This is a genomic window from Humibacter soli, assembly GCF_054779035.1.
The window spans coordinates 148,732-168,986 of the sequence record NZ_BAAGYX010000003.1 but is presented as its reverse complement, the minus strand read 5'-3'; the positions used below and the strand labels follow the sequence as shown (position 1 = coordinate 168,986).

Annotated in this window: 14 protein-coding genes; 5 read left to right on the top strand and 9 right to left on the bottom strand. The window is 67.8% G+C overall.

The annotated features are described in order from the left end of the window. Nucleotides 1-27: 27 nt before the first annotated feature. The 4 genes from ACYVDN_RS17800 to ACYVDN_RS17785 all read right to left on the bottom strand — a co-directional run bounded on the left by ACYVDN_RS17800 (nt 28) and on the right by ACYVDN_RS17785 (nt 3,874). Nucleotides 28-678 carry an aspartate/glutamate racemase family protein gene (locus ACYVDN_RS17800; protein WP_460573851.1) on the bottom strand — a complete coding sequence of 217 codons (651 nt, stop codon included), beginning with the start codon at nt 676-678 and terminating at the stop codon, nt 28-30. Nucleotides 679-681: 3 nt separating this feature from the next. Further along, the gene (locus ACYVDN_RS17795; RefSeq protein ID WP_460573849.1) at nt 682-1,587 is read right to left on the bottom strand and encodes a carbohydrate ABC transporter permease; all 906 of its coding nucleotides are present in this window, start codon (nt 1,585-1,587) and stop codon (nt 682-684) included. Nucleotide 1,588: 1 nt separating this feature from the next. Further along, a complete protein-coding gene (locus ACYVDN_RS17790; protein ID WP_460573847.1) occupies nt 1,589-2,470 on the bottom strand; it encodes a carbohydrate ABC transporter permease in 882 nt (293 codons plus the stop codon). An 81-nt stretch (nt 2,471-2,551) separates the two neighbouring features. Further along, nucleotides 2,552-3,874, bottom strand: coding sequence for an ABC transporter substrate-binding protein (locus ACYVDN_RS17785; protein ID WP_460573845.1), 1,323 nt, complete (start codon nt 3,872-3,874; stop codon nt 2,552-2,554). 209 nt (nt 3,875-4,083) lie between these two features. Here ACYVDN_RS17785 and ACYVDN_RS17780 point away from each other — a divergent pair, with 209 nt between their 5' ends. Genes ACYVDN_RS17780 through ACYVDN_RS17770 form a run of 3 tightly spaced genes read left to right on the top strand, consistent with a single transcriptional unit; the run spans nt 4,084 to nt 8,667 of the window. Then, nucleotides 4,084-6,069, top strand: coding sequence for a glycoside hydrolase family 127 protein (locus ACYVDN_RS17780; protein WP_460573843.1), 1,986 nt, complete (start codon nt 4,084-4,086; stop codon nt 6,067-6,069). Between the two features lie 5 nt (nt 6,070-6,074). Next, nucleotides 6,075-7,346, top strand: coding sequence for a RuBisCO large subunit C-terminal-like domain-containing protein (locus ACYVDN_RS17775; RefSeq protein WP_460573899.1), 1,272 nt, complete (start codon nt 6,075-6,077; stop codon nt 7,344-7,346). Next, the gene (locus ACYVDN_RS17770) at nt 7,339-8,667 is read left to right on the top strand and encodes a four-carbon acid sugar kinase family protein (protein ID WP_460573841.1); all 1,329 of its coding nucleotides are present in this window, start codon (nt 7,339-7,341) and stop codon (nt 8,665-8,667) included. The genes ACYVDN_RS17775 and ACYVDN_RS17770 overlap by 8 nt, the downstream gene beginning before the upstream one ends. Before the next feature lie 3 nt (nt 8,668-8,670). On the opposite strand, the gene ACYVDN_RS17765 is transcribed toward ACYVDN_RS17770, so the two are convergent. After that, nucleotides 8,671-11,616, bottom strand: a complete 2,946-nt coding sequence (locus ACYVDN_RS17765; RefSeq protein WP_460573839.1) for a glycoside hydrolase family 2 TIM barrel-domain containing protein — start codon at nt 11,614-11,616, stop codon at nt 8,671-8,673. A 2-nt stretch (nt 11,617-11,618) separates the two neighbouring features. Next, nucleotides 11,619-12,563, bottom strand: a complete 945-nt coding sequence (locus ACYVDN_RS17760; RefSeq protein ID WP_460573837.1) for an aldo/keto reductase — start codon at nt 12,561-12,563, stop codon at nt 11,619-11,621. Between the two features lie 6 nt (nt 12,564-12,569). Between ACYVDN_RS17760 and ACYVDN_RS17755 the strand changes: the two genes are divergently transcribed. Next, the gene (locus tag ACYVDN_RS17755; RefSeq protein ID WP_460573835.1) at nt 12,570-15,428 is read left to right on the top strand and encodes an FAD-binding and (Fe-S)-binding domain-containing protein; all 2,859 of its coding nucleotides are present in this window, start codon (nt 12,570-12,572) and stop codon (nt 15,426-15,428) included. Nucleotides 15,429-15,642: 214 nt separating this feature from the next. Here the strand turns inward: ACYVDN_RS17755 and ACYVDN_RS17750 are convergent, their stop codons facing one another. The 3 genes from ACYVDN_RS17750 to ACYVDN_RS17740 form a co-directional block, all read right to left on the bottom strand. Next, nucleotides 15,643-16,431: an ABC transporter ATP-binding protein gene (locus tag ACYVDN_RS17750; protein ID WP_460573833.1), complete on the bottom strand. Its 789-nt coding sequence runs from the start codon at nt 16,429-16,431 to the stop codon at nt 15,643-15,645. A 127-nt stretch (nt 16,432-16,558) separates the two neighbouring features. Then, nucleotides 16,559-17,956: an MFS transporter gene (locus ACYVDN_RS17745; RefSeq protein ID WP_460573831.1), complete on the bottom strand. Its 1,398-nt coding sequence runs from the start codon at nt 17,954-17,956 to the stop codon at nt 16,559-16,561. Between the two features lie 4 nt (nt 17,957-17,960). After that, on the bottom strand, nt 17,961-18,611 hold the full coding sequence (locus tag ACYVDN_RS17740) for a TetR/AcrR family transcriptional regulator (RefSeq protein ID WP_460573829.1): 651 nt from the start codon (nt 18,609-18,611) through the stop codon (nt 17,961-17,963). Between the two features lie 67 nt (nt 18,612-18,678). Between ACYVDN_RS17740 and ACYVDN_RS17735 the strand changes: the two genes are divergently transcribed. Further along, nucleotides 18,679-20,175 carry an MDR family MFS transporter gene (locus ACYVDN_RS17735; RefSeq protein ID WP_460573828.1) on the top strand — a complete coding sequence of 499 codons (1,497 nt, stop codon included), beginning with the start codon at nt 18,679-18,681 and terminating at the stop codon, nt 20,173-20,175. Nucleotides 20,176-20,255: the final 80 nt, after the last annotated feature.

The window sequence follows — 20,255 nt, the reverse complement described above, 5'->3', positions numbered from 1 at the left end:
TGGGGCGGCCTCCAGCGCTGGGACGCCCTAGAGCGTGTCGATGGCCTCGCGCAGACGACGGATGCCCGGTACCAGGCTCGTCAGCACGGGGATGTCGACGTGCGCGGCACTCGCGGCAGTGGCCATCGACGCCTGCGCCAGCACGATCACGTCGGCGTCGGCCGCGACGCGCTCGATCGCACCGGCCACCAACCGGTCGTGAGTCTCGCGGTCGCCGTGCGAGACGGCCTCGAACGCTCCCTCGATGACCTCGCTGGTGATCTCGGGGTCGGCTTTGGCGAGCGCCGCGCGCTCCGCGATCAGCCTCAGCGTCGGCGCGCAGGTGGTCGGCAGGGTCGCGAGCACGGCGATGCGGTGCCCCGTCGCGACGGCCTCGTCCGCCATCGCCTCGTCGATGCGCAGCACGGGGATGCCGAGCTCGCGCGACACGGGCGCTGCGAGCTCCGAGATCGACGAGCACGTCAGCATCACGACGTCGGCGCCCGCTGTCTCCGCCGCGGCGACCAGCCCCGCGACCCTGGTGGGAACGGACGAGGCAAGCTCGTCGTCACCCAGGTCGGCAACGATGCGGTCGTCGAGGTAGTTGATCGTCGTCGTGTCGGGAAGGTACTCCTTCGCCAGCTCCATCACGGGCTGGATGACGACGGCTCCGGTGTGCAGGAACGCGACTCTGGTCATGACCTATCCCTTCAGAGACCCGGCCGCGAGACCGGACATGATCCTCTTGTTGAGGAAGATGAACACGATGAGCAGCACGATGATGTTGATGCTGACGGCAGCGAACAGCGGGCCGTACTGCGTGGATCCATACTGGTCGTTCAAGCTGAGAAGGCCGACCTGAATGGTCGCCAGCGACGGGTCGGTCGTGAACGTCAGGGCGATGAGCAGGTCGTTCCAGATGCTGAAGAACTCCACGAGCGCAACGGTCAGGATCGCGTTGCGCATCAGCGGAACGCCGATCGTGAAGAACGAGCGGAGCGGTCCCGATCCGTCGACGGTCGCAGCCTCGAACACCTCACGGGGCACCGACCTGAAGTAGGCAGCCATCAAGAAGGTCGTCAAGGGAAGGCCATCCACGGTGTACGTGATGATCATCGGCCAGAGACTGTCGGTGATGCCGATCTTGAAGTAGAAGGTGAAGAGCGGCACCAGGATCATCTGACCGGGCACCATGATGCCGGCAAGGATGAGCAGTAGCACGGGATTGCGCCCGCGCCACACCATCACCTCGAGGGCGTAGCCGGCGGCGACGCCGAGGATGAGGATGAGACAGACCGACGGAACCGTGACGAGGATGCTGTTGCGGTAGTTCACCGCGACATTGCCGGTCGTGAGCGCCTGCACGTAGTTGTTGAAGTCCCAGTGCTGCGGAAGGCTCCAGGTCGGGTTGGAGAGGAACTCGGTCTGGGTCTTGAAGGAGCCCATGACCATCCAGAACTGCGGATAGAGCACGACGATCAGCAGCACGGCGACGAGGATCCAGACGGGGAACCTGCGGATCGCCCGTGCGACCCTGCGGGACCGCGCCGAGGAGGTGGCGCGCGTCTGCGTGAAGCTGGTCTCGGTGATGGTCTTCGAGGTGGTCATCTCAGCTCTCCACCTTCCTGCTCGATGAACGGAAGATCGCGAGCGTGAAGAGCAGGCACAGGATGGTCAGGACCAGCGCGATCGTGCTGGCGTAGCCGTAGTCGGAGTAGTTGAACGCTGTCTGGTACATGTACAGGGTGAGCGGAGTCGTCGAGGTGCCCGGGCCGCCGTTGTTCAGCGCGAGCAGGCTGTCGAAGACCTTGAGCGTCGAGTTGAAGCTGAAGATGATCGAGGAGATCAAGATCGGCATAGAGAGCGGCACGATGATGTGCCGCACGAGCTTGGCGCCGTTCGCACCGTCGAGCCGCGCGGACTCGATCACCTCCTCTGGGATGTCGAGCAGGCCCGTGTAGAGCAGCACGGCGTAGAACCCCATCGAGCTCCAGTAGGTCATCGCCAGGGCCACGACCATGGTGCCGACGCCGGAGGCGAGGAACTCGACGCTCTTGCCGCCGAAGAAGTTGATGATGTCGTTGACCGGCCCCTGGTTCTGGCCGACCGAGACGAGGTTGCGGAACAGCAGCGCCACAGCGACGGTCGGCAGCACCATCGGGAAGAACACCGCGGTGCGCACGAAGGCCGAGCCGTTCTTCAGCACGAAGACGTACAGAAGCGCGAGCAGGTAGCCGAGGATGATCTGCCCGCCGGTCGCGAGGATGGCGAAGATGATGCTCACCCAGAGCGACTGGATGGCGATCGGGTCGGTGAAGAACTTGCCGAAGTTCGCGAAGCCCACGAACGAGAAGCCGCTCAGCGAGTTGCCCTCGAAGAACGAGAGCCCGAGCGACCACATCACCGGAACGATCTTCAGAAGCACATAGATGATGAGCGTCGGCGCAAGAAGAATGACGATGGTCTTGCGATCGCCGAACACACGTTGCATGAAAGTCCTCCTGACGCCAACCGGCTCGGACCTTGGCCGTGCGGCAAGATCCGAGCTGGTAGACGCCTTGCCTTGCGGCTTCTACTTGTTGGCGTCGAGGCTGGCCTGAAGCTGCGACATGTACGTCTGCGGCGTCATTTGGCCGGTGGTCAGCAGCGAGACGTTCGACTGCGCGAGGGCCGTCGACTTCGCGTCCATCAGGGCCTCGAACCAGAGCACGGTCTCCTTGATGTCGGCGACCTTGGTCTGCACCATCTTCGTCGGGGCAGGGATGTCGGCGACATCCTTGTTCAGCTTGAAGCCCGACACGACCCCGCCGTTCTTCATGGCCTCAGAACCGTAGTTCTGCGCGATGCACTTGAGCCACGCGTCGACCTTCGGGCCCGCCTGCTTGGAATTCATCGACATCGCAGCGCCCGCGTTCGCCGGCCACTGGTCGATGCTGCCCGCACCACCGGTGACACCGGGGAACGGCATGAGGCCGACGTTGTCGGCGCCGATGACATCCTGCGACTTGTCGTTGATGTTCGAGAGCAGCCAGGAGCCGTTGTACATCATGGCCGCCTTGCCGGTGAGGAAGTCGTTGGTCGCCGTCGCGGCGTCGGTGGAGACGAAGCCCTGCCCGAGGTAGCCGTCCTGCGCCATCTTCTGGATCTCAGTCGCGGCCTTCACATACTTGGCGTCGGTCAGCTTGGCCTTGCCGTCCTTGATGTCCTTCATCGCGTCGGGACCGACGCTGCGGAAGATGTAGTCGCCGATGAGGCGCGTGATCGGCCAGGCGTCCTTGCCGTCGGTGGCGAACGGGGTGTAGCCGGCTGCCTTGATCTTGGCGGCGTCGGCCATCAGCTCGTCGAAGGTGGTCGGCTGCGACAGCCCAAGCTTGGAGAAGAGGTCCTTGTTGTACCAGATGCCCTCGATGTTGTACTGGTACGGCAGCGAGACCATCTGGCCGTACACCGAGGACACCGTCGAGGCGGCGGAGGGAAGGATGTCATCCCACACGCCCAGTTTCTTGAGCTCGTTCTCGTAGTTCAGCACGAGCTTGTTCTTGCCGAGGTCTCCGGTCGGCGTGACCATCGACGTTCCGGCGATGAAGTGCGTCGGAAGCGCGTTCTGGCTGGCCAGCAGCGTGACCTTCTGAACGACGTCGGCCTGCGCGACCGTCTCGCTCTTCAGAGGGAGTGCCTTGTTCTCCGCTGAGCACGCGCCGGTGGAAAGTGCCTTGATGTCGGCGGCGAGCGCGGGGTTCTCGTTGGCAGTGAGGACCGTGAAGTTCTGCGGGTCCTTGCCGGCGGAGTTGCCGCCGGCTGACGCTCCGCCGCTGGAACAGGCAGCGAGAGAGATGGCCGTCACGGCGGCGAGGGACACCGTCACCAGGGTGCGGCGGCTTCGGCGGGTGATCATTGCGTCCTCCTTGACGAACGTGGATTGCGGGGGCATGCGGAAGGTACGGAGTGAGACTAGGCGTCGATTTGAGGTGTGTCAACAGTCAGGGTTGAAATTCTATGCATTCTTAGCCCGTTGACACGTTCCATACTGCAAGTTCATGCAGGCTTGCGAATTCTTGCACCACCTTTTAGCCTGACTGCACCGGCCACACCCGAGAGGAACACATGTCGACGACGACCCCGCTCCCCACCGAGCCTCTTCGCGCACTTCGTGCAGCGCAGGTGCGGTGGGGAAGAGGCTTCTGGCACGACGTGCAAGAGCGCACGTTCGAGACCACGGTTCCGCAGATGTGGGCATCGCTCAGCGACCCAGCGGTGAGCCCAGGGCTGCAGAACTTCCGCATCGCGGCCGGGATCGAAGACGGAGAGCACCAGGGCCCGCCCTTCATGGACGGCGACCTCTACAAGTGGCTCGAAGCCGCGATCGCCCAGCTCGAAGTGGCGCCGGAGCAGTGGCTGGCTGACGCAGTCGAGGAGGTCGCCGAGCTCATCGCGTCTGTGCAGCGCGACGACGGCTACCTGCACACGCCGACGATCATCGCGGCCGGCAACAACGGCGACGCCGTCGAGCTGGCCGACCGGTTCGCCTTCGAGACCTACAACCTCGGCCACCTCATCACGGCGGGGGTCCGTCACTACGAGGTGACGGGAAGCACCACTCTTCTGAATGTGGCGCGCAAGGCCGCGGACTTCCTGGAGGACCTGGCGACGAACAAGCCGGTCGAGCTGGCCAGGAGCGCGATCTGCCCTTCCCACTACATGGCGGTCGTCGAGCTCTACCGAGTGACGCAGGATGACCAGTACCTCCGTCTCGCCGAGGCATTCGTGCGCGTGCGAGACGACTTCGACGGTGGCGACGACAACCAGGACCGTCTTCCCGTACGCGATCAGAAGGTCGTCGCCGGTCACGCCGTGCGCGCCAACTACCTGTACGCCGGGTTGGCAGACCTCGTCGCGGAGAAGGAGGACGACGAACTCTTCGACGTTCTCGAGGGCCTCTGGCAGGACGTCGTCGACACGAAGCTCTACGTCACGGGGGGATGCGGCGCGCTCTACGACGGCGCCTCTCCCGATGGCGATCCTTGGCAGTCGGAGATCAGCAGGGTGCATCAGGCGTACGGCCGCGCCTATCAGCTGCCGAACACGACGGCGCACAGCGAGTCGTGCGCGAACATCGGGATGATCCTCTGGAGCGAGCGGATGCTTGCCCTCACCGGAGACGCCAGGTACGCCGACGTCATCGAGACGATCGCGTACAACGCGCTGCTCGCCGGCATCAGCCTCGACGGCACCGCCTACTTCTACACGAACCCGCTCAGGCAGGTGCGGGATCTCCCCTACCCGCTGAGACGTCCGGGAGACACGGCGCTCGATCCCGTTCCCGTTCCGCCGCCCTCCGACGAGCGCCTGAGGCAGACCTACCTGAGCTGCTTCTGCTGCCCGCCGAACACCGCGCGCACCCTCGCTCGGTTCCACGAGCGTGCGGCATCCGTCTCGGCAGGCGAGGTCTACGTGCACCTGTACGGCGGCAGCGACATCCGCGTCGCCGACGGGTCACGGGTGCTCGCCCTCCGCGAGGACACCGAGTACCCGTGGGAGGAACGGGTGCGCTTCACCGTCGAGGACGCGACAGACGGCGGCCTGCCCGTTCACCTCCGCATTCCCGGCTGGGCCCGCGGTGCCACCCTCACCGTCAACGGCGAGCGGGTGGACGCGTCGGGTCCCGGAACGTACACACGACTCGAGCGTGACTGGCAGGCGGGCGACACGATCGAGCTGAACCTTCCCCTGAGGACCCGGGTGCTCCGCGCGAACCGTCTCGCCGAGGAGGTGACGAACCAGGTCGCCGTGCAGCGAGGGCCGGTCGTCTACTGCCTGGAGAGCACCGACCTCCCGGCAGGCATGCCGCTCGAGCGCATCGCCTTCCGCCGCGGGACCGAGCTGACCGCGGTCGCGGGCGAGATCGCCGGCCATCCCCTGCAGGTCATCCCTGTCTCGCTGGCCGTGCTGCCGGAAGGCGGCACAGGGTCGCTGTACGAAGACCTCTCCGACGACGACCTCGAGACCGTCGAGACCCGGCTCATCCCGTACTTCGCGTGGGGCAACCGCGGGGCGTCGGAGATGTCCGTGTGGATTCCGGTCGTGTGGTGAGCCAGATGCAGAACCAGTACGTCACCGCGACCTACATCATCGAGACGTCGCTGCCCCTGCGCAAGGCGGCTGAGATCCTGGCCGGCGAACAGTCCACAGGCACCTTCGTGCGCGTCGAGCGCGAGTCGGATGACGTGCGTGCCCGATTCGCGGCGCAGGTCGTCGACCTCGAGGAGCTGCCGCTCACCGGGGCCTCTCCGCTGCCCGGCACCGTCGGAGACCCGTCCGCGCGGCGCAGGGCTCGACTTCGGCTGAGGTTTCCGCTCGATAACTTCGGGCCGTCGATCCCCAATCTGCTCGCTGCGGTCGCCGGAAACCTCTTCGAGGTGAAGGAGCTTGCTGCGGTGAAGCTCGTCGACCTCGACCTCCCTTCCGAGTTCACCGAGAGGTACTCCGGTCCGCAGTTCGGGGTCGAGGGCACCAGGCGCCTCGTCGGCCGGCCCTCCGGCGTGCTGCTCGGCACGATCATCAAGCCGAGCATCGGCCTCGCGCCGCACGAGATCGCCGAGGTCGTCGACGAGCTGGCCGCCGCAGGCATCGACTTCATCAAGGACGACGAGCTGCAGGGCAACGGGCGAGGGGCACCCCTCGCCGAGCGTGTGAAAGCCGTGATGCCCGTGCTGGAGCGCCACGCCGACCGCACGGGCGTGAAGCCGATGTACGCCTTCAACATCACCGACGACATCGGACGGCTCGAGGCCAACCACGACCTGGTCGTGAACGCGGGCGGCACGTGCGTGATGGCATGCGTGAACCTGATCGGCCTTGCGGGACTCGAGTACCTGCGCGGCTTCTCCAGCGTGCCCATCCACGGCCACCGTGCCATGTTCGGTGCGCTCAGCCGATCGGAGCAACTCGGGATAGGGTTCCGTGCGTGGCAGAAGCTCGTGCGCCTCTGCGGCGCAGACCATCTGCACACGAACGGGATCAGCAACAAGTTCTACGAGACGGATGCCGAAGTGCTCGACTCCATCGCGGCGGTGCGTGAACCGCTGCTCGGCCTGACGTCCACCGTGCCGGTGCTCTCCTCCGGGCAGTGGGCGGGACTCGCGCACGCCACCCTGGACGCCGTCGGGACGACCGACCTGCTTGTTCTGGCCGGCGGGGGCATCCACGGGCATCCGGACGGCGCTGCCGCGGGAGTCGCCAGCATGCGGGAGGCATGGGCATCCGCGGCGCGCGGCGAGGACGCGATGACCGCGCTCGAGAACTCCGAGTCGCTGCGACGCGCGACGGAGCTGTTCGGGCCGGTACGCGTCGACTCGGTACGTGTCTGAGCCGAGCGTGCCCGAGCCGAGCGTGTCCGAGCCGAGGGTGTCCGAGCCGAGGGTGGCTACCCCACGCGTCGCGTTCTACGGCGACGACTTCACCGGGAGCGTCGACGCGCTCCTGCAGTTCTCACGACGTGGATGGACCGCACGGCTGTTCGTCGGCCTCCCATCGCCCGAGAGACTGCGGGAGGCTGCGGAGCACAGCGACGCGGTCGGCATTGCCGGTATCGCCAGGTCGCTGCCGACTGACGAGCTCGACGCCGAACTGCTTCCGGTCTTCGATGCGCTGTCGTCGCTGAGCCCGGCCATCCTGCAGTACAAGGCGTGCTCGACGGCCGACTCCTCCGCGTACATCGGCAGCCTCGGTCGCGTGATCGAGCTCGGCCGCAGCGTCGTGCCCACCGAGACGGTGCCCGTGCTGTTCGCTCAACCCGACTTCGGCCGCTACACGGTCTTCGGACACCACTTCGCCGCCGAGAACGGCGTCGTCCATCGACTGGATCGCCAGCCGACGATGTCGACGCACCCGTCGACGCCGATGGACGAGTCCGACCTGGCACTGCACCTCGCGAAGCAGACCTCTCTGCCCATCGAGCATCTCCCGTTCACGAGCTACGGGTCGGCGGAGACGATCGCCGGGCTCCTGCGAGACTCGCCTGCCGCCGCCGTCGTGCTCGACGCGCTGAACGACGAGCAGCTGGAGACCCTCGGCACAGCCATCCTCTCCCTGCCCGCTCCGCTGTTCGCACTCGGCTCAGGCGGCCTCAGCCATGCGCTGGCGGCCGCGGCGCCCGGAGACGCCGCCGCCCTGTCGTCGAGCACCGGAAGCGGCGGTCCGATCCTCGCCGTCTCCGGCAGCCGCTCGGCGCAGACCGGGCGCCAGATCGCGGCGGCCGCCGCTGCAGGATGGCTGGTTCTTCCACTTCCCGTGCCGAGTGGTTCGAACACCGACGTCATCCCCGCCGTTCTGGCGGCCCTCGGGTCGGGCCGCAGCGTCGTGCTCGCCTCGGACGGGCTTGAGCAGACGTCGACCGGTGAGCCCATCACGTTACAGGCGATCGCCGACGGCGCCGCCGAGCTCGTCGCCGCGGCGGCGGACACGGGCGCCTCCGGGCGCGTCGTGGTGTGCGGGGGAGACACCTCAAGCCGCGTCATCCGGCTCCTCGGCGTCGACTCGCTCTCCATCGCCGCCAACCCGTGGGCGAACGTCGTCGTGCTGCGCGCGCACGCCGACGACCCGGCGATCGACGGCCTGGAGCTGGTGCTCAAGGGCGGGCAGGTCGGGGACGACGACTTCCTGGTGCGGCTGCTCGCGATGGGCGAGTGAGTCCTACGCCAGCTGCAGCCTGACGCTCCAGCGCGTGCGCTCCCGAGGGATCCGGTAGCGCTCGGGCAGCGCCGGTCCCACCGACGCAGAGCCGATCCCCTGGTGTGCGTGGTCGACGTTGAGCCAGACCGTGCCGGAATCGACGAGCTCGTACGGCTTGCTCGCGTTCTGCAGATCGACGGAGGTCCAGCGTCGTGCGGTGAAGTCGAAGGTCGGCATCCCGTCGACCCGAAATGCCCGCAGGCCGGCGCCACGCAGCACGAGGTGCCGCGTCTGCACGTGATTGCCGTTCTCCTGCGGAACCGGGTAGTCCACCTGCAGCCCGTCGATGCTCGTCGCGAAGGCGCCGATGCGCGACCCCTCGAACGAGTCGACATAGGTCTCCCCCGGTCCCCGCCCGTACCACTCGACGGTCTGATATCCGCCGGGGAGCGCGAACCGCAGTCCGAGGCGGGGGACCCAGATGTCGCGGTGACGGAACGGGGTGTCGCTCCACGGTCCGACGAAGGACGCGTCGACGGAGAGGACCAGACCCCGGTCATCCGCACGCCACAGCATCGTCCAGTCGACGCCATGCGGATGCGATGCCGGAGCGGTGCGCCCCGCGACACGGATCCAGCCCTCGCCCTGCTCGATGACGTCGGTGCGGTGCAGAAGGCGGTCGAGTCCCGTGGCATGCCAGACCGATGCGATGTCGTTGAGTTCGCCCTGGCCGTGGTCGTTCTCGGTCGGGGCCCGGTGGAGGTCGAGCCAGGGGCCGTCCAGCTCGAGGTCGCCCCACCGTTTCAGCCGCCCGGTTCGCCCGTCGAAGACGGCACGGCCCAGACGCGGGTCGTGGGCGATGGATGTCGCTGGTTCCAGTAACTGGGGCTCCGGGACGCCGCTCGGGTTCGCCCGCGACTCGACGGGGGCGACGACCCGCTGTCCCCACGCGAGGACGTGTCCGGCCTCGGCCCACGGGGTGTCGCGAGCGAGCACAGCCTTGACGGTCACCACCGTCTCGTGGCCCACCCGCGGCCTGACGGTCGGCAAATCGATGCAGGCGGACTCGGATGCCGGAATCGCCGACACCTCGAGCTGCCCGCCCTCGATGAGGAAGCCGTCCTCCTCGATTCGCCATCTGAAGCGCAGGTCGGAGGTGTCTGCCGTGTGGCGCAGATTGACGATCCGCACGGTCTCGTCCACCTCGAGCCGGATCGGCGCGTAGGCCTTGGAGAGCTCGGTGAGACCCGACGTCGGCGTGCGGTCGCTGAACACCAGCCCGTCCAGGCTGAAGCGGCCGCCGTTCGGCTCGTAGTCGACATCCTCTCCGTGCATGACGAAGGGGGTGCCGTCATCCGTCACGGCAGTGAAGCCGTGGTCGATCCACTCCCACACGAACCCACCGCAGATACGGTCGTGCTCCGCCATGATGTGCCAGTAGTCGCTGAGCGAGCCCGGTCCGTTGCCCATCGCGTGCGCGTACTCGACGAGCAGGAACGGCAGGCCGCGACGCCGGTCATCCTGCTCGGCGGTGATGCCGTCAGGTGCCTTCTCCTCGTGCCGGCCGATGCGCTCGAGCTCGTCGAGCGGCGGGTACATCACGGCGTAGAAGTCGGAGTCCTGGTAGCTGGGGTCGCGCTCATAGTGCACGGGCCTCGAGGGGTCGCGCTGCCGCAGCCACGCCGCGAGCTCGCCGAACATCGAGCCCGATCCGCTCTCGTTGGCGAGGGACCAGACCACCACGCTCGCGTGGTTCTTGTCCCGCTCGACCATGCGCTGCAGCCGATCGAGCAGCGCCGAGCGCCATTGCGGATCGGCGGGCGGGTTCGCCTCCGGCGACGTGAAGACGAACCCGTGCGTCTCGATGTCGCACTCCTCGACGACCCACAGGCCGTATTCGTCGCAGAGTCGCAGGAACTCGGGGTGCGGCGGGTAATGGCTGGTGCGCACGGCGTCGACGTTCGCCCGCTTCATCATGACGATGTCGCGGATCATGGTGTCGCGATCCAGCGTTCTGCCGGTGTCGGGATGGTGCTCGTGTCGGTTCACGCCGCGGAATTTCACCGGCCTGCCGTTGACGCGGAAGACCCCGTCGACGATCTCGACGCGACGGAACCCCACGGCGAGCTCGACGGCCTCCCCGGCCGACCGCAGCACGCCGCGATACAGGCGCGGCACCTCGGCGCTCCACGGTTCGACCGCGACCGTTGCGCTCTCCCCGGTGGCCATGCGGATGTCGAGCTCGGGGATCTCCACGACGGCGGGCGTCGACGCCTCGACGCGCAGGGTGCCGAGTCCCGTCTCGGGGTCGTAGTCGGCGTGCACGAAGTGGTCGTCGATCCCGCCGGCCGGACGCTCGAGCAGCTCGACGTCGCGGAAGATGCCGGGGAGCCACCACATGTCCTGGTCTTCGAGGTAAGTGCCCGCCGACCAGCGGTGCACGCGGACGGCGAGCACGTTGCGGCCGGGCCGCACGACCGCGTCGAACTCGAATGGAAGCCTGCTGCCCGTCGACCAGCCGAGTTCTTCGCCGTTGAGCCACACCTTGGCGCATGAGTCGACGCCCTGGAACCGCAGCACTGCGCTGCCCCAGCCCGCGGGGGCGTCGAATTCGAGCCGATAGTCCCCGGTCGGGTTCTCCGTGCTGACGAACGGCGGGTTCAACGGGATCGGATACGAGGTGTTCGTGTAGAGCGGCCCCTCAGAGGTTCCGCGCATCGATCGCGCCGGTCCACCGGCGAGCGGCGTGAAGGGTTCGAGCACCCAGTGTGACGGAACGGGCATCCGGTCCCAGCCGGAGTCGTCGAACCCGTCGGCGAGAAACGCATCGCCGGTTCCCTCCGCCGTCGGCGACAGCCGGAAGCGCCACTCCCCGTTCAGGCTGAGGACACGTGCGTCGCTGAGTGAGTCGGCACGTGGGTCGCGCCGCCCTTCTCCCGGCTCGGTGCTCTCCCAGTACGACGACACGCTCACTCCCCTTCCCATGGCGCCGGCGCGTGACCGATCGCCTCCAGCTCTGCCCACAACGTTTCCGGAACCTCGACCCGACTCAGCGCTTCCAACTCGGCGAGCCGCCGCGGCGAAGAGACTCCGACGACAGTGGAGTCGACCAGCGGCGAGCGCAGCGAGAAGTGCAGGGCAGCGGCCTGAAGCGATACTCCGTGCTCGAAGCAGAGCACCTCGACTCGCTCGACCCACGCGATCAGGTCGTCGGATGCCGGCCGATAGGCATACGTGGCGCCGGGTCGTGCGCCGGTCGCCAGCAGCCCGCCGCCGAACGGTGCGGCGTTGAACACGCCCATGCCGCGTCGCCTGGCCTCCAGCAGCAGCGACTCGGCGCTCCTGTCCACGAGGGTGTAGCGATTGTGCGTGAGGAGCACGTCGAAAACGCCCGTATCGACGTACGAACGCATCAGCGGGATCGGCCCGGCAGCGATCCCGATGGCGGATACCGCTCCGGACTCGCGCAGCTCGAGCATCCCCTCGATCGCGCCGCCCTGCCCGGTCGCCTCACCGAGCGAGATCGTGTACGGATCGTGAAGATGCAGGATGTCGACCCGATCGAGACCGAGTCGCGTCATGCTCTCCTCGTACGACCGCAGAACCCGGTCCCTGTCGAGCGCTCCCGTAGTGGGATCACGGTCGACCTTGGTCACGATGTCGGCTGTCGGCTGGTCTCCGAGCTCGGCGCGAGCCATGCCCAGCAGTTCCTCCGATCGGCCGCCGGAGTACGCGTTGGAGGTGTCGACCGTGTGGAACGGTCCCCGCAGAATCGCCGTCGCGGCGGCAAGCTCCTCGTCGGGGTTGCGCTCTGTGCGCCCGCCGAGGGCTGAGGTGCCGACGGCGATCGCGTCGAGCGTGAGGTCTTCGGGGATGGACGTCGTCGTTCTCTTCCTCGTGTGGTGTATATCCATTCTAGAATGAATTCTTCCTCATCAGGGGTCAGGGTGCATCCTGAGACGGTGGCCCAAACTGCAACGCTCGCGTCCCCGGACCCCCGCCTGATCTCCGCGCTCGATGAAGCGTGCGCCCGTGTGGCCGCTCGCCCATCAGACCGGCTCGCCGGCGCTCACGACGCCTCGCACTACCAACTGACACCGCTCGCAGTCGCAACAGCGAGCGACGCCTCGGAGGTCGCTCGAGTGCTCGCCGCCGCACGCACGCAGGGCGTGCCGGTCACCTTCCGCTCCGGCGGCACCAGCCTCTCCGGCCAGGCGGGAACGAATGGGGTGCTGCTCGACACCCGCACCGGCTTCCGCACGATCACGGTGCTGGATGACGGCGCCCGCGTCCGCGTCGAACCGGGCGCAACGGTGCGGGCCGTGAACGCCCGGCTGGCGAGATTCGGCCGCAAGCTCGGCCCGGACCCGGCGAGCGAGATCGCGTGCACGATCGGCGGGGTCGTCGCGAACAACTCGAGCGGAATGTCGTGCGGAACGCACGCGAACACTTACCAGACCCTGGAGTCAGCCGTTCTCGTGCTTCCGAGCGGCACCGTGATCGACACCGGATCGCCGGATGCCGCACGCACGCTGCTCGAGCGGGAGCCCGACATCCATGCCGGCCTCCGGGCGCTCCGCGACAGGGTGCGCTCCAACCCCGACTCCGTCGCGAGCCTGCGCAGGCTCCACTCGATCAAGAACACGATGGGCTACGGCCTCAACTCGTTCCTCGACCACGACGACCCGTTGAGGATCCTCGAGCACCTCGTGATCGGCTCCGAGGGCACCCTGGCGTTCGTAGCGGAGGCGACGTTCCGCACGGTGCCCGCCCATCCGCACCTCGCCACCGGTCTCCTCATCTTCGAGAACCTCTCAGACGCGACGGCGGCTCTCCCCGCACTGGTCGAAGCGGGCTTCGCGACCATCGAGCTGATGGACGCCGCCTCGCTGCGCGTGGCGCAGCAGGACCCGGAGGCCACGCCGGAGCTCCTCGCGCTCGACGTCGTCGACCACGCCGCCCTGCTCGTCGAGCATCAGACCGACAGCGCGGAGACCCTCCGGTCGCTGACGGATGACGCCGCCGCGCTCTTCGCCACGCTGCCGCTGGTGAACCATGCGGCGCTCACCACGGACGCCGTCACGCGAGGCGGACTGTGGCACATCCGCAAGGGGCTCTTCACCGCGGTCGCCGGCGCCCGCCCCTCGGGGACGACCGCGCTGCTCGAGGACATCGCCGTGCCGGTCGACCGGCTGAACGACACCTGCGCCCGGCTGATCGAGCTGTTCGACAAGCACGGCTACGAGGGAAGCGTCATCTTCGGGCATGCCAAAGACGGCAACATCCACTTCCTCGTCAACGAGCGGTTCGACGTGCCGGAGAACCTCACCCGCTACGAGGCGTTCACCGAAGACATGGTCGACCTGATCCTGTCGCAGGGCGGCACCCTCAAGGCCGAGCACGGCACGGGGCGCATCATGGCGCCATATGTTCCTCGGCAGTACGGTGACGAGCTCTACCAGGTGATGTGGGCCGTGAAGCGCCTCCTCGACCCCGGCATGTTCCTCAACCCCGGCGTGCTTCTGACGGATGACCCGCACGCCCACACCAAGAACCTCAAGACCTCCCCGACTGTCGAGAAGGAGGTCGACAGATGCGTCGAGTGCGGATACTGCGAACCGGTCTGCCCGAGCCGTGACCTCACGCTCACGCCGCGAGAGCGCATCGTGCTCCGACGCGAGCTCGAGCGTGCCAGGCAGGCGGGCGACACCGAACTCGTTCATATGCTGGAGAAGGAATACGACTACGACGGAGTGCAGACCTGCGCGGTCGACGGCATGTGCCAGACCGCGTGCCCTGTGCTGATCAACACCGGCGACCTCGTGCGACGGCTCCGCGCCGAGCACCAGAACGGGCTGAGCCAGGCGGGGTGGAAGGCCGCGGCCGGGGCGTGGAAGGCCGCGAGTTCAACGGGCGGGGTCGCGCTGACCGCTGCGCACGCCATGCCTGCAGCTGCGACACTCGCGACGAAGGCGGCGCGCGGCATCCTGGGCGCCGACACCGTGCCGCTCTACTCGTCCGACCTGCCGGCGGGTGGCGAGCGCCGAGCCGTGATCCGATCGCAATCCCCGGTCGCCGTCTACTTCTCGAGCTGCACGACGACGATGTTCGGCGGGGTCGACGGCAGTGTGTCCGAGTCGTTCTTGCGGCTCTGCGAGCGTGCCGGCATCCAGGTGTCCACGCCGGATGACCTGCCGTCGCTCTGCTGCGGCACGCCCTGGAAGTCGAAGGGCCTCACCTCCGGCTACGAGGCCATGAAGCAGAAGGTGGTCGCCTCGCTGCTTCGCGCGACCGACGGCGGGCGCCTGCCCGTGGTGTGCGACGCGTCATCGTGCACCGAGGGGCTGCGCATCCTGGTCGAGGCGGCCGGCGACAGCGGACTGCGCATCGTCGACGCCGTGGAGTTCGTGGACCAGCACGTGCTGCCCGGGCTTCCGCAGGCCGAACGGGTGTCATCCGTGACCATTCATCCGACGTGCTCCTCGACGCATCTCGGCATCAACCCCGCGCTGCAGCGTGTCGCCGAAGCCGCTGCCGAGACGGTCGTCGTGCCGGAGGACTGGGGGTGCTGCGCCTTCGCGGGAGATCGCGGCATGCTGCATCCCGAGCTGACCGCGTCGGCGACGGCCCCGGAGGCGCTGGGTGTGGCTGCGGCGGCATCCGCCGCTCACGCATCGCTCAATCGCACGTGCGAGCTCGGGATGACCAGAGCGACGGGCAAGGAGTACCGGCACATCCTGCAGGTGCTCGACGACGCGCTACAAGGCTCCGCCGGTTGAGGAGCACGCCGCGGGCGCGCGTCCCTTCCGCCGGTTGAGGAGCACGGCGCAGGCGCGCGTCCCTTCCGTGGGTTGAGGAGCACGCCGCAGGCGCGCGTCTCGAAACCCGCACCCCCCGGATGATGGGTTTCGAGACGCGCCCGCTCTGCGGGCGCTCCTCAACCCACGGGGCGACGCGCTCGCTCCGCGAGTGCTCCTCAACCCACGGGAGCCGTCAGCTCCGTGCCGTCCGCACGCTCCAGCGGCCCTCGATGCGGGAGATCGCGAGCGGGTAGTCGAGCGCCTCGCTCACGCGCGGCCCCGTGAGCACCTCGTCCGCTGGGCCCTGCGCGAGAACCTGGCCGTCGCGCAGCAGCATGGCGTGCGTCGTCGACGCCGGCAACTCCTCCAAGTGGTGGGTGACGAGCACGCTCGCGAGGTCGGGATGCCGCTTCCGCAGCTCGTCCACCCGGTCGAGCAGGTGCTCGCGCGCTGCGATGTCGAGCCCCGTGGTCGGCTCGTCGAGCAGCAGCAGGTGCGGGTCGGAGGTCAGCGCGCGGGCGATCAGTGCGCGGCCGCGCTCCCCCTGCGAGAGGTTCGGCCAGCGGGCGTCTCTGCGTGCCGTCATCCCCATCAGCTCGACCAGCGCATCCACCCGGTCGAGCTCCTCGGCGGTCGGCTCCCACCGCATCATGAGCTCCTGCGTTCCGGTAATCCCTGTCGACACGACCTCGCGCACCGTGAGCGGCGAGCGCACATCGTGCCGCGGGTTCACGTGCCCGATGATCGACCGCAGTTCGCGCAGATCGACCCGACCGAGGCGGCGGCCGAGCACGTCGACGCTGCCGCCGGTGGGGTGCTGAACCGCCCCGAGCAGGCTCAGCAGCGTGGACTTGCCCGCGCCGTTCGCACCGATCAGCGCCCAATGCTGGCCCCGGTCGACCTCGAGCGAGATTCCGGAGAGGATGGCCCTCCCCTGTCGCACGAAGTCGACGTCGGTCACCGTAAGAATTCGTTCGGACACAACACTATTCTGGCGGACGCTGCGACCGCCGCCGGTTTCGAGACGCGCGCCTTACGGCGAGTTCCTCAACCCACGGGGGACGCGCGCCTTACGGCGAGCACCTCAACCCACGAAAGGCGAACGCGCCCTATCTCCGCGCAGCGTGCTCCCCTGCGTGACGAGGCAACAGCATGGCCTCGACGAGCGGGAACACCAGCAGCAGCGCGACCACCGCGAGCGCCCAGCGGTACCCGAGCCAGGCATCCGTCGGTGCCACAGCGCCGGCCGCGGCCGTTGTGAGGCGCACGATGAGGGCCGCCACCGCGATGCCGATGCCGACAGCCACCTGCTGCATCGTGGAGGCGAGCGTGTTCGCCGGCGCCATCAGCTCGCTCGGCACGTCGGCGAACTGCAGCGAGTTGTATCCGCTGAACCCGATCGAGCGGAAGACGCCGGTGAGGAACAGCAGGAACGCGATCAACCACAACGGTGTCATCGGGTCGATGAAGACGCAGGCGACGTACACGATGGCACCGAGCAGGTTCGCCCCGACGATCACGTGCTTGAACCCGAAGCGGCGGATGAGCGGGCTGGTCACCGGCTTGATCGCGATGTTGCCGACGAAGACGGCGCCGACCAGCAGACCCGCCTGGGCTGCGCTCCATCCGAAGCCCACCTGGAACAGCAGGGTGAACAGGAACGGCGCAGCGCTGATGATGAGCCGGTACACGCCGCCGCCTACATTCCCCACCCGGAATGTATCGATGCGCAGGGCCGAGAAGTCGAGGAGCGGATGCCTGGCGCGACGCATCCAGAGCACCCCGCTCACCCCCGCGACGACCGCGACGACCAGGTAGCCCACCGCCCATGCCCAGTCTGTGGAGCCGGAGCCCACCTCCTCCATGCCGAGCACGAGGCAGGCGAGGGCCACGCCCGTGAGTCCGAAGCCGGTCCAGTCGAGCCTTCGCACGGCATCCCTCGGCGCCTGCGGAACGATCTTCAGCGCGGCGATGAACGCGGCGATGCCGAACGGGATGTTGATGAGGAAGATCCACGGCCACCCGACGGTGTCGGTGAGCACGCCACCGAGGGCTGGAGCCACAACAGGGGCGACCAGGGCGGGCCAGGTGAGGTAAGCCATCGCATCCAGCAGGTCGCGGCGGTCGAGGCCCCGCAGCACGGCGAGTCGGCCGACGGGAACCATCATCGCGCCGCCGACGCCCTGCAGCACGCGTGCCGCGGTGAGCTCGGGCAGCGTGCCCGAGATCGCACAGAGAGCGGATGCGATCGTGAAAATGGCCAGCGCTGTGGCGAACACCCTGCGATCGCCGAAGCGGTCCGCAAGCCATCCGCTCACCGGAACGCACACCGCCACCGTGAGCAGATATGCCGTCATCGCGATGTTGAGGTCGACGGCGCGCACCCCGAAGTCGTGCGCCATCGCGGGCGCCGCGGTCTGGATGATCGTGCCGTCGAGGTTCTCCATCGACAGCCCGACCGCGGCGAGCAGGGCCAGCGGCCGGTTCAGGGTCGCTGAGCGGGGCATCCGTTCAGTCTGCCGGATGCGCGCCGCTAGGTTGTTCACCCGAAGCGGTTCCGCCGTGCATGTAGTACTCGACGAGGGGCATGAAGATGCCGTCGACCGTGGTGTCGATGAACTCCCGCGAGACCGACGTGTGGGTCATGAGGAGCTCGTGTCGCATGAGGTCGAACGGCAGATTCTGCACGCGCTCCGGAACGACCGCGAGGTCGATCTCGCCCCTCTGCTGCGCTCTGGTGAGGATCACGCTGCTCCACACGGTGGTGCCGCCGATCAGGCGAGTGCGCACGTCGGCGAGGGACATGCCCGTCTCGGCGAAGAGTCCGGCGAGCTGGGCGCTCAGCATCACCGCCATCTCGGTGCGACGGTCGCTGGCGAGACGCAGCAGCTCGCGCAGGTCGCCTCTCAGAGAGCCGGTGTCGGGAACCTCGATCGGCTCGCCGTCATAGTGATGCCTGATCGCGGCCAGCGCGAGAGCCTCGCGATCCGGCCACCTGCGGTAGATGACCGGCCGGCTGGTGCGCGCACGCTCCGCGACGGCATCGATGGTCATCCCGCTGTATCCCTTCGCGGACAGCTCGTCCCACGCCGCGTCCAGCAGAGCCGACTCGAGCTCTGACCCGCGTCGACGAGTGGCTGGAGCATCCGAATCAAGATCCACTTGTGTATCTTATCGCGTCGACGTATTCTGCCTTTAGATACATCCATGTATCTAATCAAGGAGCGTCATGAGCAAGACCACCACGACGGCCGAACCCGGCCACGACAAGAACGTCACGCGCACCGCGAGCGTGCTCATCGTGGGCATCCTCGCGGTCGTCTTCGACACCACGATCATGAGCGTCGCGCTGCACACCCTCTCGGTGCAGCTCAAGGCGCCCGTCTCCCAGATCCAATGGGTCACCACCGGCTACGTGCTCGCCCTCGCCGCGACCGTTCCGCTGAGCGGATGGCTGCAGAATCGCATCGGCGGCAAGCGCGCCTGGATGCTCGCGCTCGCACTGTTCCTGCTCGGTTCGGTGCTGTGCAGCGCCTCCTGGAACATCGAGAGCCTTATCGCGTTCCGGGTCGTGCAAGGCGTCGGCGGCGGGCTGATGCTCCCGCTCATGCAGACGCTGATCATGCAGGCCGCTGGCGGTAAGAATCTCGGTCGCATCGCCGCGACGGTGGGGCTGCCCGCCATGCTCGGCCCCATTCTCGGGCCGGCGGTCGGCGGCATCATCCTCAACTGGCTCGACTGGCGCTGGATCTTCTGGGTCAACGTGCCCTTCTGCGTGGTCGGCCTCATCCTGGCGTGGCGCATGCTGCCGCACGACGTGCTCTCGAAAGCGCACGCACGGCTGGATGTCGTCGGCATGGTGCTGCTGTTGCCCGCACTCGTCGCCCTCCTGCTCGGCCTCTCCAACTCGGCAGGTACCGAGGGGTTCGCCGCGACGGACGCCTGGCTTCCGCTCACGATCGGCGCAATGCTGCTGGTCGCTTTCGTCATCCACGCCTTGAGGGCGAGGGACCGCGCGCTGGTGGATGTCCGCCTGCTGCGTCATCGCTCTGTGTGGTCGGCGTCGAGCCTGCTCTTCCTCTCCGGTCTCGCCGCGTACGGCATCATGCTGCTGCTCCCGCTTTACCTGCAGGACCTGCGCGGGGCCGACGTGCTCGCCGCGGGACTCTTCCTCGTTCCGCAGGGCATCGGCACCCTGGCGAGCCGGACGCTCGCCGGTGGCCTCACCGACCGCATCGGTCCACGCTGGGTCGGCGTCGCAGGATTCGCGATCGTCGGGCTTGCCACGATCCCCTTCGCGTTCAGCACGGCGACGACCAACGAGTGGCTGCTGATGGCTGTCTTGTTCGTGCGCGGCTTCGGGCTCGGCGCCGTCGTGCTGCCGCTCATGGTCGCGTCGTACCAAGGGCTCGATCGTGCCGACATCCAGCACTCGAGCATCATCACGCGCACGGCTCAGCAGCTCGGCGGATCGTTCGGCACCGCCATCCTCGCGGTCGTGCTGCAGTCCGCCCTCACGGCCAACGCCTCAGAAGGCACCGCGGGAGTCGCCGACGCCTTCGACCAGGCGTTCTGGTGGTCGATCGGCTTCAGCGGCCTCGCGATGCTGCTGGCGCTGGCGCTGCCGAGCCGCCAGAAGACGGTCGAAGACGTCGCGCCGAGCCAGTCGGGCACGCCGCCGCTGATCGAGACGCCTCGCGCTGTCGAGACCCCTCCCGCGGGTTGAGGAGCCCCGCGAAGCGGCGCGACCCTCCCGCGGGTTGAGGAGCACCGCGAAGCGGCGCGTCTCGAAACCCCGTCACACCG